We start from the raw sequence: 14697 nt of genomic DNA, 5'->3' as shown, positions 1-14697 counted from the left end.
ATGATTAAGATTTTTGATAGAAGTACAGAAAAGATTTATTATGAAAAGCAGTATAAAAGTAAGCAACTAGAATTTTTATATAATACATATATTGGACGCATACTTTTGAAAATTTTTATTACTAAAAGGGTGTTTTCAAGAGTTAGTGCGATTTTTAATAACAGTAAGGGCTCAATTAAAAAAATTGAACCCTTTATTAAAGAATACGAAATTGATATGAAAGATTATCCTAAAGTTGAATACACTTCATTTAATGATTTTTTTACAAGAAAAATAATACAAGCTAGAAGAAAGTTTTCTAAAATAAATAAAGATTTAATATCAGTAGCAGATGCTAAACTTTTAGTTTACAAAATAGATAATGATTTGAAAATGAATATCAAAAACAGTATATATACCTGCTCAGAATTATTAAAAGGGGATGAACTTTCAGAAAAGTATAAAAACGGAACTTGTTTGGTTTTTAGATTAACAGTAGATGATTATCATAGATATTGTTTTATAGATGAGGGCATTATTAAAGGAAACAGGGTTATACATGGTAGACTGCATACCGTTGGACCTATATCTGCTAAAAGATATAAGGTTTATAGTGAAAATCATAGGGAATATTCAATTTTAGATACAAAAAATTTTGATGAGGTAGTTCAAATAGAGGTAGGAGCTCTTTTAGTTGGTAAAATAAAAAATCATTCAATTAAGAACTTTAAAAGAGGACAAGAAAAGGGATATTTTTGTTTTGGAGGTTCAACGATAGTTTTATTGTTTAAAGAAAATATTGTGAAAATTGATGAGGATATTTTAAACTATTCAAAAGAAGGTATTGAAACGAAAGTAAAAATGGGTGAAAAGATAGGAGAAGCAAATGATTAAAAGATTAAATATTTATTTGAAGGAAATGTACCCTCCTTTTTTAAGAGGAAGCCTCAGTTTGATTTTATTTTTTGAAATATATTTTATTACCTTATTGAGTAACCATATTGTACCAAAGTCTATCGGTATTCAAGAGTTTGTTGGAGTATTTACTGTATTTGGTTTTTGGCTTGCCTTAAGAATTGCAGATGAATTTAAAGATTATGAAACAGATAAAATTAATTTTCCTAGTAGGGCTTTGCCATCAGGAAGAGTAACTAAAAAGGACCTAAAGGTATTATTAATAATTGATTATGCGCTAATAATAATTCTTAATTTAGTATTTATGAACAACATAATATATTTTGCAGCACTTATTATATATGGTATTTTAATGTCCTTATGGTTTTTTGCTAAAAAGTATATTCAACCTAATTTAGTATTGGCGCTTATTACACACAATCCAGTGGAATTGATTTTAGATTATTATGTAATTTCTTTTGCATGCATAAAATATAATTTGCCTGTATTTACAAAAACAACACTTTTGATTTGTGTAACTTTATATTTTCCTGCTTTGGCTTGGGAAATAAGTAGAAAAATAAAGGCACCAGAGGATGAAAATCAATATGTAACTTACTCAATATTATTTGGATATAAAAAAGCAACTATGTTTGTACTTATTGTAATATTATGTGAAATGATAACAACAAATTTATTAGTTTATAAAATTTATATAAATACCTCAGCTTATTTAATTTCTATGCTTATGATTGGAATATTAACTATCAGATATTTATGGCTAGTTTATAATGGTTTGGAATTTATAAAAAATCCTAAAAAGTTCAAGCTGGGAAAAAGGGTAGAAATATATTTATATGTTACAATGCTTTTAGTTTTGGTCATGGAAATAGTTAATCTATTTATTAGGTAGGGTGAAGGTATGAATAAATATATTTTAGGTAGTGATGAAGATAAGTGCCTACAAATGGGGACAAAGGCAGCTAATTTAGTAAAGCTTAAAAAGAATAATATTAATGTGCCGAATTTTTTTTGTATATCCTATGAGTGTATGGAATATCACTTAAAAGAAAGTGGGTTTTCAATAAACAATATTATTGATGATGTGAATTTTGAAAATGAAGAATCAATAAAAAATGCTAAGAGAAAGATAATCGGATTTTTTGAACATATAAAAATAGAGGAAAGTATAAAAAAAGAAATATATGATTATATAGAAGAACATTTTAAAGCTGGAGAACTTTTTTCAGTGAGATCATCTTCTTTATTGGAAGACTCTACGGAGTTTTCTTTTGCTGGACAGTTTGAAACCTTTCTTAATGTATCAAAGGAAGATTTATTTGAAAGTATTGTAAGATGCTGGAGCTCGCTGTATGCGGAGAATGTTTTGAAATATAGCTATGACAAAAAGCTTTCCATTTATGATTTGAAAATGAACGTAATAATTCAAGAAATGATATCCGCGGATTTAGCTGGAGTGATTTTTACGGCTAATCCACAAGGAATTCTTAATGAGATGGTATTAGTATGTGGAAAAGGAACGGGAAATTTGGTTGTAGAGGATAAAACACCTACAACCACATATTATTATAATACTACAGATAAAATATATTATTATGAAAATCAAGAAAATTCACCCATTTTACAAAATGATGTTTTTATGAATATGGTGAATATATCTAATACAATAATGAAGGCTTTTGGTAAGCTTTTAGATATAGAGTTTGCCATAAAAAATAGTATAGTCTATATACTTCAGGTTAGACCAATAACTACTCTTATGATTAGTAAATCCATAATACTAGATAATAGCAATATTGTTGAAAGCTATCCTAATATAACACTACCACTAACTACTTCATTTATAAGAGGGGCGTACTATGGAGTTTTTAGAGGGCTTACTTTAAGATGCTTTAAGAATGAAAAATTAGTTGAAAGCTATGAAGAAGTTTTAAAGGAAATGGTAGATAGTGCAAATGGAAGAATGTACTATAAAATAAGTAACTGGTATACAATAATAAAATTTTTGCCTTTTAGTAAAAAGATAATACCAATATGGCAGGAAATGATGGGAGTAAGTAACAAAGTTCATAGCAAAGAAAAAAACGATATTAAGTTTTATAGAAGAGTGTCCATATACATAAATGTTATTGTAGAAGCTTTTAGGGTAAGAAAAGAAATGGACAAACTAAACTATGATTTTAATAAAGTGAAAGAGCAGTTTGATATTAATTATAATGATGGATTAACAAATGAAAGTCTGATTGAATTATATGGTAACATAGAAAAAGTACTTTTGAAAAATTGGGATATAACTTTATTAAATGATTTATATGCATTTGTATTTACGGGTTTATTGAAGGGAAGAATGAAAAAGTTAAAAATAGAAAATATTGAACTTGAGATTAACAACTATATTTCAGGGGTAAGTAACATCGAAAGTTTAAAACCTATTAAAAAGCTTATAGAACTTTCAAAAAAAGCAGTAGAAGGAAAAGATGTAGTTGAAACTTTATATAAACTTAAAAATGATGATATGGTTTATGAATATTTAAATAAGAGAGCATCTGATTATTCAGTTGAATTAAGGGAGTATATTGATTTATACGGAGATAGATCACTTGAGGAATTAAAGCTGGAGAGTAAAACTTTCAGATCTTCGCCTATTCTTTTGATAAATAAAATTTTAGAGTATACGGAACATAAAGATAAATTAAATGATATGTGGGAAAACTTGTGCAAACCATCCTGCAGTAATATATCCAAGGAAATACTTGAAGAATACAGTGTTTTAGATAAATTTTTTATTAAAATATTCAGTAAGAAAGCTCTTTTAGGTATTCAAAATAGGGAAATCTCCAGATTGAATCGAAGTAGAGTTTATGGAATGGTGAGAAGTATATTTTTAACAATAGGGAAAAATTTTGTGGAAGCTAATAAGCTAAATGCAAAGGACGATATTTTTTATCTCCATACATATGAAGTTTTTGAACACATAAAGGGAAAAGAATATGATTTTAAGAAGCTTGTTTGTGAAAGAAAAAAAGAATATGAAATGTATGAAAAACTGCCAGCATATTCAAGATTGGAATTTTCAAAGGTTGTATTTAATAAAAATCACAGCAACATAAATAATGTGAAAATAAGGCTTGATAAAAATGAAATAGTTGGTATACCTTGTTCTAATGGAATAGTAGAAGGGGAAGTAGTAGTTATTGAGAATCCTAAGCTTTATAAGGATGTAAAGGATAAAATACTAGTTACTAAAATGACAGATCCTGGGTGGGTGTTTTTACTAACTATGGCAAAGGGTATAATAGCTGAAAAAGGATCACTTCTTTCGCATACGGCTATTATTTCTAGAGAGTTAAAAGTACCGTCTATTGTTGGAGCTGCCAATATTACTAAAATTTTAAAAAGTGGCGATAAGATTAGAATGAATGGAAGTACAGGAAAAGTTGAGAGGATAAGTGATTGATATGTATAGAGTGGTTAAGTTTAATGAAGAAGATAAATACATAAATGACTTTTTAAAGCTGCCAAAGCTTATTTATTCAAAAAAAGAAATGGTTCAAAATGAAAGTGAGGAAAGAGCGCTATTATTATCAAAGCATATACTCTCAAAATATTTTGTGCTTCATAAGTTTTTAGTTTATAAAAATTCAGAAGTTGCAGCAAGATGTGTTATTACTATTTATGAAGGTGATTCATCAGCATATATAGGTTTTTTTGAATGTATTGAGGATAGCTTATGTGCTGAAAAACTTTTCTCAGAAGTAAAAGCTTTTACTATTAAAAATAATTATAAAAAAATTGTTGGACCCGTTGATGCAAGCTTTTGGTTAAAATATAGAATGAAAGTAAATAAATTTGAAAAAAGGCCCTATGTATCGGAACCGTACAATAAGAATTACTATTTGGATTTATTTTTACAAAACAAATATAAAATATGCGAAAATTACGTATCTAACATGTATGAAAAATTCACGCCTAAGAACTTTCAAGATGAAAAAATTGAAAAAAGATACGAGAATTTTATAAATAAGGGGTATAAAATAACTAGTCCTAAAAAAGAAGATTATGATAAAGTCATTCATGAAATATACAGACTTATAACTAATTTGTATAGTGATTTCCCTATATTTAAGCCTCTAAAAGAAGAGGATTTTGTGAGTTTATTTAAAAGTTATAAGTATATTCTTGACTTTTCAATGGTTAAATTAGTTTGTTTTAAAAAGGAGACGGTTGGATTTTTTATATGCCTTCCAGACTATAAAAATTTTTTATATGGGAAAATTAATTTAATTACTTTGTTTAGAGTATTTTTGAATAAAAGAAAAAGTAAGAATTATGTAATGCTTTATGTTGGTGTCCAAAGGGGACATTTAGGTTTAGGTAATGCTATGATTAAACCAGTAGTTGAAAAACTAAAGAAAAGAAGAGCTACAGCCATTGGAGCTTTTATAAGAGAAGGTAAAGTAACAGAAAGTTATGTTAAGAAGAAAATTCAATCAAAATATAGGTATGTGCTTTTAGAGCTTGAGTTATAGGAAAATGGTTAATTATATAATAAAAGGTCGGGTTACAGCAAAATAATTTTGCTATAACCCGATCTTTTATTATACATATGTTAGCGCATTTTCTTACTTTTTTATAATGATATATGACTTATTAATATAGCGATAATAGATTAAATATTATCATATTAAGATAAATGTTAAGGCTATAACTAATATGCTTCTAAAATAGGCGTATATATAAGTATAGATATACTATTTCAATTTTAATAATAAAAAATGACGACTTTATTTTGCATAATTATTATAATTAATTAGAAATATTATGATGAATTTACATAAAATAGGTCGATTTTTAAATTGCATAATTATATATTGACAATATTTATATTTTTTGTAATAATGAAATTGTTAACGTTAAACATAAGTAAGTAAAGAGGTTCTTTTACACAAAATAAGATATTGCGGTTTAGTGTAAATACAAAAAGTGAAAAGGGGATATAAAAATGGGAAGAAGATTTTCAAAAAGATTATTAGTGGCTGTTTTAGCATCATCAATGGCTGTAAGTGCTACTTTTAGTGCTAATGCAGCAAAAAACTACAGCAAAAGCAAAAATCATACTGTTGCTTCATCAGTAAAAGTCAATGCCACAGCTGCAGTAAATATAACAGAGAGTGAAGGTTCATTAGAATCTGCAAATGTTGAATGGAGTCCGGTTCAAGGTGCTACATCATACAATGTTTATTATAAATCAGCAGGTGCACCAGATTCTAGTTATCAAAAAATAGACGATCAATTAATAAGACAATATCCAACAGTTTTTAGAGCGGATGTATTAGGTTTGGCTGCTGGAAATTATATAGTAAAGGTAGCTCCTGTCGTAAATGGAAGTGAAGTTACAGGAGAACAAGCAATTACGCAAACATTAAATGTAAAAGCAAATAAAAGAGAAGGTTTCGCATTCTCTTCTGCTTCAACAATGAAAACAGGTTCTGGTGGATATAATGATGATGGTACAGTGCCACAAGATGCAAAAATTTTATATATTACAGCTGGTAATGTAAACACTGTAACAGCTAATGTTGTAACAAATGCAAAAGGAACTGTAACTAGTTGTACAGGTCTTGTAAATATTTTAGCAGCACGCCAAAAAGGATACGATAAATCACATTTTATTATTCGTATGGTAGGAGAGGTTAAAGCATCGGATATTACAGGACTTAACGATCACACATATATACAATTAAAAGGTTGCTATAATCTTACTTTTGAAGGAGTAGGAAAAGATGCTACCGCTTATGGTTGGGGATTCTTAATTCGTGATGCACGTAACCTAGAGCTTAGAAATGTAGGAGTTATGTTATTTGGTGATGATGCAATATCACTTGACACTGATAATGAAAATATTTGGGTTCATAATAACGATCTTTTCTATGGAGCACCTGGTCATGATGCTGACCAAGTAAAGGGAGATGGATCTTGTGATATAAAGCAAAGTTCAAATTTTGTTACAGTTTCATATAATCATTTCCATGATTCAGGTAAATCATCACTTTGCGGTATGAAAGATACACAAAACTATTATGTATCATATCATCATAACTGGTTTGATCACTCCGATTCTAGACATCCTCGTATAAGAGTTGGATCAGTTCACGTTTACAACAACTATTTTGATGGAAATTCAAAATATGGAGTAGGTGTAACAAAAGGAGCTTCAGCTTTTGTAGAAGCTAACTACTTTAGAAATTGTGAACATCCAATGCTAAGCTCACTTCAAGGAACAGACATATTTGAAGATCCAGAAGGTTCATTCTCAGGTGAAGATGGTGGTATGATTAAAGCATATAATAATAAAATAGAAGGTGCTACAAGACTTGTTTATGCAAATCAAGATCCTGTTCAATTTGATGCTTACTTAGCTACAACAAGAAATGAAGCTGTTCCAAGTTCATATAAAACTGTAGCAGGTGGAAATACTTACAATAACTTTGATACAAGTGATGTAATGTACAAGTATCAACCAGACGCTCCAGAAGATGTTGAAAGTAATGTTACAACTTATGCAGGAAGAGTTGATGGTGGAGATTTAATATTTAAATTTACAGATGCTGATGATGCTAGTCATGTAATAAATCCAGAATTACAAGCAAAAATTCAAAGTTATGCATCTACATTAGTATCAGATGGAAGTAGTGTTTCAAAATAAAATAATTTAATATTTAAATTGTACCTTGTAGAATAGATGTGAAAAACACATATTTATTTTACAAGGTACTTTTATGTTTAAAAAAAGAATATAATATATAATTTTGTATTAATATTTTACAATTTTAAAAATAAAATGTAAAATATTAATGTATTAACATAAAATAAGGTGTTTTGAATTGCATATGAAAAATTATCAAAAATTCTATTTACATTTAACGATTAGGAGGAATTTATATGTATACTGTAAGCGAATATTTATTTGAGCAACTTCATAAATTGGGGGTAAAGCATATATTTGGTGTTCCAGGTGATTATAATCTTACATTTTTAGATGATATATTAAAACATAATGATTTGGAGTGGGTTGGTAATTGTAATGAGCTTAATGCTGCATATGCTGCTGATGGATATGCTAGAATAAATGGAATATCAGCGCTTGTTACAACTTATGGTGTTGGAGAATTGAGCGCAATTAATGGTATAGCGGGTTCTTATGCAGAAAATGTACCAGTAGTTGAGATTACAGGTACACCAAGTACAAATGTAATTAAAGAAAAATTATGTGTACATCATTCACTAGGTGATGGAGACTTTAATCATTTTAGTAATATGTTTAAAGAAGTTACAGTTGCTCAAACTTTTTTAACTCAAGAGAATGCTGTTGAGGAAATAAATAGGGTTTTAGTGGAATGTTTAAAGGAAAAACGCCCGGTTCATATTAATTTGCCTATGGATGTATGTAACAAACCAGTTATATGCAATCAAATTGTTGGTAACGAAATTGAAGATTTAGTAAAAGAAAAAATTAAAAGCAACAAAGAAATACTAGCAGAATTTGTTAAGGATGCTAAATTGAAAATTGAGAACTCGAAGCAACCTGTTATTTTAGTGGATTTTCAGGTAGATCGTTATTGTTCAAGAGGGAGTTTGTATAATTTAGCCCAAAAAACAGGATTTCCTGTTGCTTCTTTAAGTATGGGAAAGGGAGTTTTTCCAGAAAAAGATCCACAGTTCATTGGAATCTATAGTGGGGCTTTAAGCTCTGATTATGTTAGAAAAAGAGTAGATGAGGCTGATTGTATTATAAGCCTTGGAATAAAACTAACAGATCTTAACACAGGAGGTTTTTCTCAAGGATTTTCTGATTCTCAAATTATAGAGATAAATCCACACAGTTCAAGGATTAAGGATAAACAATATAATGCAATATTTATAAAAGATGTTATTGATGAGTTAACGTTAATAATTAACCATAGAAATTCAAATCAATTAAATATTAAGTCAAATATATCGCAGTATCATTTGTCTGAAGAAAAATATATACCTAAATCTAATAAAAAACTAACACAGAAACGTTTTTGGCAACGTATTTATGAATTTCTAAAAGAAAAAGATATTGTAATTGCTGATCAAGGAACACCGTTTTTTGGTTCTTCTCGAATACCACTTCCCAAGGATTCAATTTACATAAATCAACCGCTATGGGGCTCCATAGGATACACCTTACCTGCATTATTAGGCTCACAATTGGCGGATATTAATCGTAGAAATATTTTGATAATCGGAGATGGTTCATTTCAACTTACGGCTCAAGAATTATCAACTATGTTAAAACAAAATATAAAACCGATAATTTTTGTGATTAATAATAATGGATATACTATAGAAAGATTAATACATGGAAGAAATGAATGTTATAATGACATTAATATGTGGCAATACAATAAATTACCTTATGCTTTAACTAAAGAAAAGAATTTTAATTCGTATAAAATTGAAAATGAAGAAGAACTTGAAGTGGTTTTAAACAATATTAATAAAAACGAAGAATGTTTAAATTTTATAGAAGTAATTATGGATCAAAATGATTTGCCAAAAGCCTTAGAAGAATCTGAAAAGTGGTTAAAAGGAGAAAAATAATTTTGTCTAATAGTTCAAAGAGATTAACAATTATTAGCTACATACTAGAAGAAAATTATTCTTGTATTAGGTAATGAAAAGAAAATTAATAAAAAAAGTTGATTTATTTTTAAAACTGTGTTAAGCTTAATAAAGACTTAAATTTAGTAGTAAATAATGCAGCACAATATATCCGATTAATACTTAATAAAGTTTGGTAGGTAAGGAATTTTATTGGTGAGGTATTACAATGAGTTTAAGATCAATAAAATTTTGGAGGTATACAGTATATGACTGGTACAGTAAAATGGTTTAATGGAGAAAAAGGTTTTGGATTTATTACAGGAGAAGATGGAAATGACGTTTTCGCTCATTATTCTCAAATAAATGCAGAAGGATACAAAACTCTTGAAGAAGGTCAAAAAGTTAACTATGATGTAGTTAAAGGACCAAAAGGACTTCAAGCAGAAAACATCACACTTGCATAAGTAAAAGAAGTTTTCAACCCTCGGGTATTATCCGAGGGTTTTTTTGCGTATAAAATTATTAGGATAAAAATTTCAGTTGAAAAACATAACGTAAAAATAAATATTTAACTAAAATGTGAAGAGAAAATTAGTAAGAAATAAATATGTGAAGGTAAAGCTTAAAATATAAAAACATGCATGTAATACAAGCTTAAACAGGGCTTGTTAACGGTAACAATTTATAGTAATATTTAATTGTAGGCTTTACTGTAATACAACATATAATTCTTACAAATGATAAAAGTAAAAAAGATATATAAACTTTTGTATGTTTTTGCAGTAAGGCTTATAATAATAATGATTTCTTATAGAAAAAATTAGCTAATGCTATAAGTTTTTTATAATAGAAATCTATATAATAAGGGGAGTTTTAAAAATGTTAAAGAGTACTAAAGGAATGTTATCAAAAGCGGTTGTTTCAATGTTAATTCTATCAAGTGTTTCTTTTTATGGAATGTCATCAAGCATAAATGTAAGTGCAGCACATAGAACTAATTCACACAAAAATAAACCTGTAATTTCTAATCAAACAAAACAACAACCAGTTAAACCTAAGGCTGGAGATGTTATTACAGTTTCTAGTTTTGATGAATTAAAGGCGGCAGTTGCATCAGCAACAAGTGGTCAAACAATACAAATAGCAGCTAATACTCTTGATTGTACAAGTCAACTTGTTCTTGATAAGATAGATTCAAACATTACAATAGAAGCAGCAGCAGGATATACTCCAGTGCTTGACTTTACATCTTTTAGAACAGCAGCACAAAAGCTTAGTCCTAAACAAACAGGAGATGGATATGTTGGAGTTAGAATAACAGGAGGAGCTTATACAATAAAAGGACTTATAATTGAAAAAGCTTATGATAATGGAATTTTAATAAAACCGAATTTTAATGCCGCTAATCCAAAAGACACTACTAATGTTGGAAAACCAGATAATAATACAATAACTGATTGTGTATTCCGTTACAATGGGGATGCAGGTCTTCAAATTTCAGGAAGTAAAGGACTTGAAAAAGCAGGATTAGATGTACGCCCTAACAACACTAAAGTAACAGGTTGTGTATCATATAGAAATTTTGATATCTTAACAAGTGGTGGAAATGCTGATGGATTTGCTGCAAAGCTTTATCTAGGAAAAGGTACTGTATTTTCACACTGCGTATCTGCTGAAAATTCAGATGATGCTTGGGATAGTTTTGGAGTAGATACAGCTGATGTAACATATGATCACTGTGTAGCATATCATTGTGGAGATGCTTCAGTATTTACAGGAGCTTATGATAAGGCAAACAATCTTCCAGTAGATAATGATTTAACAATCGGAAAATGCAGTGGTAATGGTAATGGATTTAAAATGGGATCAGGATCTTCAAAATATGGAGCACAAACAAGTGGAATTAGAAACTTAACAGATTGTGTTGCAGCAAATAATATGTCAAAGGGTTTTGACGAAAATAATGGAGCTGGAACTATAAATCTTACTAACGGAATGGGATTTGGAAATGTAAAAGGAGACTATGTTCTTGATTTAATGAAGGCAGGAACTTTTGTTAATGCACAGGCTTTCAAAGTAAAAGGCTTAAAACAACCACAAGGTGGAACTGTATCAATTGTAGATGCAAGCAAACAAGCAGCTATAACAGCTGAATTCAATACTGCAATATCAAAAATGAGAGAAGAACTTAGAGAGAATAAAATTCCTTCATACATGAATTTTAGTTTTTGGAATTAGTTTGTAGACAATCAAATTAGATAGTCAGTAAATTTTATATAAAGCTACTTTGGACCAACATTATGTTGTTTTAAAGTAGCTTTTTTACATAAATTTAACTCAAAGTAAATTGAATTTACAAAAGTATATAATATGATAGAAGTAGGAGGTGTAATACATGATAACTGATACACACTTGCTGTTTTCACATATTATTTATAAAGAAATATTAAGAGATACAAAGTTTAAATTAGACAAAATAAAATTTGCTTTAGGAAATATAAAGCCGGATTTTTCAAATAAAGAAATGGAATGTCCGCATACCTTAAACGAAAGTTTAGAAAGTTTAATCCAATATGCTGATGGAGTTATTAAGAGTTCTATTTCAGTTGAAGAGTTTTCAATATCCTTAGGGGTGATTTGTCATTATATTTGTGACTATTTTTGTCTTTATCACAGAGAGGGAAATGAGAAAAAGGGGATTTTGGAACACTTTATTTATGAATTAAAGCTTGAGTATAATTTTATAGTATTATTGTTTAATGGAAGATTGGATAATACCTCCAGTCATATTCATGGATACAGTATTGAAGAAATAGTATTGAATATAGAAAAAGAGTACAATATTAAAATGAAGGGAGTTAGTAGAGATATAAACTATGCATTAAATGCCGCTATGGAAGTTTCAAAATTAATAGTTTATTCTAGCATGCTTTATAATGAAAAATATAAATTGGAGTGTAGTTAACAAATTTTAAAATGCATTAACCTGTTTGTAGAATATGATTAAAATATTATACAAGGTTAATGTATTTTTTTATAAAAGCAAATAAGTATTAATTTTACATAGATTATAACGAATATAATACTATATACAAAAAACCAAAATTTACATATAAAGGGATGGGATTAATGAAAAAATCAAAAACTATTTGGAAAAACATAGGTATAGTTGCACTGTCAACATCATATATTGCCACTCAAGTAACAGCTTTAACAACATCAACACTTGGACAGATAGTTAAAGCTGAAAAAGTAAATCAGGGATATACAGTAGGGGATAAAAGCAAAAATATTAGGACAACTAGGCAGGCTATAGAATTATCTGGAAATAAGAGCAAGAGTGATAAAAATGTAAAAAAGACATCACAACCAGTAGTCATAGATAATATATATACTACAAGTAGGAACTATGGAAACTTATATAGTGATGCTGACCTTAATTTTAATAATAAAAATACTAATATTCCTACATATGATAATCAAATAGTTATAGAATTTAATAGCAAGGATGTTATAAAGAAAAATGCAGTAGGAAGTTCAGTATATGCAGGAATGGGAGCATTAGCAAATAATATTATAAAATTAAGTAGAGTAGATAGTATAACAGGAGAAAAGGTAGATATTGATTTATCTCAAAGCGATTTTTATGGGCATAAGTGTATACAATTCATAGATGATACAGATCTAGGCGGAAATGGAAAAGATAAAATTGTTATAAATTCAATGTCAGGAATTTATTTGACGAATTTTCACATTAATAGTACCTACAAATTAAGTATAGGAAATATAACAGATGTATCAGGAAGTGTATTGAGTAATCCTCAAGAATTAAATTTTACAACTGGACCAGCACCATATCTTAGTATTAATGAAAATGATTCGGGCATAATGAATATAGGCTCATCAATAAATGCAGGCAGTTTAATAACAGATATAAAAACAGATGGAAGTTATGGAGGATTTGTAGTAGATGCAGGAGGTAGTGATCCAGGCGATGGACTTATAAATGTATCTCAAGATACAGTTAAAATATATGAATATGGAAGCAATGTTCCTATAGATAAAGATGATTATACTGTGAGTGAATCTTTTGATAACAAAAAAATAATAATAAAGCCTGTAGCAAATAAACTAGAAAAAAATAAAATATATTCAGTTGTAATAAATGGAGTAACAGATATAGAAGGAAATCCAATATTAAATAGAGATAGTAAAAATATTAATGAGTATAAATTTTATTTTCAAACCCAAAATGAAACCAAATTAAGTGTAGCAGGAATTCATCTTGGATATACATGGAGCAAAGATGATATGTCCTATTTTACAGATAAATTAAACAATGGAGAAAAGAATGCAGATAACTTTACGAATTGTCTTGTTATAGAATTCAATAGCAAAGATGTTGTAAAGAAAAATGCAACAGGAAGTTCAGTATATGCAGGGGGTGGAATACTTGCCAATAATATCATAAAACTATCTAGAGTGGATCCTAATACAGGAGTAGAAACTTATGTAGATTTAACACAAGGAAATGTAAATGGTGAAAAAGGAATACAATTTATAGATGATACGGATCAAATGGGAGATGGAAAGGATAAAATAGTTATAAATTGTATGTCTTCGTTTTGTTTGGTTAGATTTGCTATGAATAGTACTTACAATTTAAGTATAGGAAATATAACAGATGCTTCGGGAAATATTTTAAGTAATCCTCAAGAATTAAGCTTTACAACTGGACCAGCTCCACGTCTTGGTGTAAATAAACAAGCTTCAAATGTTGATAGTACAGGTTCATCAATAAATGTAGGAAGTTTAATAACAGACATAAAAACAGATGGAAGTTATAGTGGATTTGTTGTAGATGCGGGGAGTAGTGATGAAAATGATGGCTTAAAGAATGTATCAAGTAGTACTGTCAAATTATATGAAAATGATGGAAATAAACCTGTATCAGCTGATTCTTATACAGTAAGTACATCTTGGAACAAGAAGAAAATAATAATAAAACCAGTAGCCAATAGATTACAAAATAACAAAATATATTCTGTAGTGATAAATGGAGTCACGGATATAGAAGGAAATCCAATATTGAATACCGATAATGGTGTAAACAATCAATATAAATTTTATTTTGCAACCGAAGATACAATTGGTCCTACAGTGAATTAAGTA

The 14697-nt window shown here is 28.6% G+C and carries 10 protein-coding genes; all 10 read left to right on the top strand.

Annotated elements, in window-relative coordinates; genetic code table 11:
• On the top strand, positions 1–873 hold the full coding sequence (locus CLFE_RS17435; RefSeq protein WP_077894153.1) for a phosphatidylserine decarboxylase: 873 nt from the start codon (positions 1–3) through the stop codon (positions 871–873).
• The gene (locus tag CLFE_RS17430; protein WP_077894152.1) at positions 866–1786 is read left to right on the top strand and encodes a UbiA family prenyltransferase; all 921 of its coding nucleotides are present in this window, start codon (positions 866–868) and stop codon (positions 1784–1786) included. The genes CLFE_RS17435 and CLFE_RS17430 overlap by 8 nt, the downstream gene beginning before the upstream one ends.
• A 9-nt stretch (positions 1787–1795) precedes the next feature.
• Positions 1796–4351, top strand: a complete 2556-nt coding sequence (locus tag CLFE_RS17425) for a phosphoenolpyruvate synthase (protein ID WP_077894151.1) — start codon at positions 1796–1798, stop codon at positions 4349–4351.
• A 1-nt stretch (position 4352) separates the two neighbouring features.
• Positions 4353–5423, top strand: a complete 1071-nt coding sequence (locus CLFE_RS17420) for a hypothetical protein (protein ID WP_077894166.1) — start codon at positions 4353–4355, stop codon at positions 5421–5423.
• 473 nt (positions 5424–5896) lie between these two features.
• Entirely contained in the window at positions 5897–7600 is a 1704-nt protein-coding gene (locus CLFE_RS17415; protein WP_077894150.1) for a pectate lyase family protein, read from the top strand.
• A gap of 236 nt (positions 7601–7836) precedes the next feature.
• Positions 7837–9522 (top strand): alpha-keto acid decarboxylase family protein, encoded by a 1686-nt coding sequence (locus CLFE_RS17410; RefSeq protein ID WP_077833933.1) that lies wholly within the window; start codon positions 7837–7839, stop codon positions 9520–9522.
• A 269-nt stretch (positions 9523–9791) separates the two neighbouring features.
• Entirely contained in the window at positions 9792–9989 is a 198-nt protein-coding gene (locus tag CLFE_RS17405; protein WP_077833934.1) for a cold-shock protein, read from the top strand.
• Between the two features lie 415 nt (positions 9990–10404).
• Positions 10405–11763: a right-handed parallel beta-helix repeat-containing protein gene (locus CLFE_RS17400; protein WP_077833935.1), complete on the top strand. Its 1359-nt coding sequence runs from the start codon at positions 10405–10407 to the stop codon at positions 11761–11763.
• 157 nt (positions 11764–11920) lie between these two features.
• Positions 11921–12490, top strand: a complete 570-nt coding sequence (locus CLFE_RS17395) for a zinc dependent phospholipase C family protein (protein ID WP_077894149.1) — start codon at positions 11921–11923, stop codon at positions 12488–12490.
• Positions 12491–12654: 164 nt separating this feature from the next.
• Positions 12655–14694 carry an Ig-like domain-containing protein gene (locus tag CLFE_RS17390; protein ID WP_077894148.1) on the top strand — a complete coding sequence of 680 codons (2040 nt, stop codon included), beginning with the start codon at positions 12655–12657 and terminating at the stop codon, positions 14692–14694.
• The last annotated feature ends 3 nt before the right edge of the window (positions 14695–14697 follow it).

This window comes from Clostridium felsineum DSM 794, from assembly GCF_002006355.2.
In the GTDB taxonomy this organism is placed as follows: Bacteria; Bacillota; Clostridia; order Clostridiales; family Clostridiaceae; genus Clostridium_S; species Clostridium_S felsineum.
This window is presented reverse-complemented; position numbering and strand designations above follow the sequence as displayed.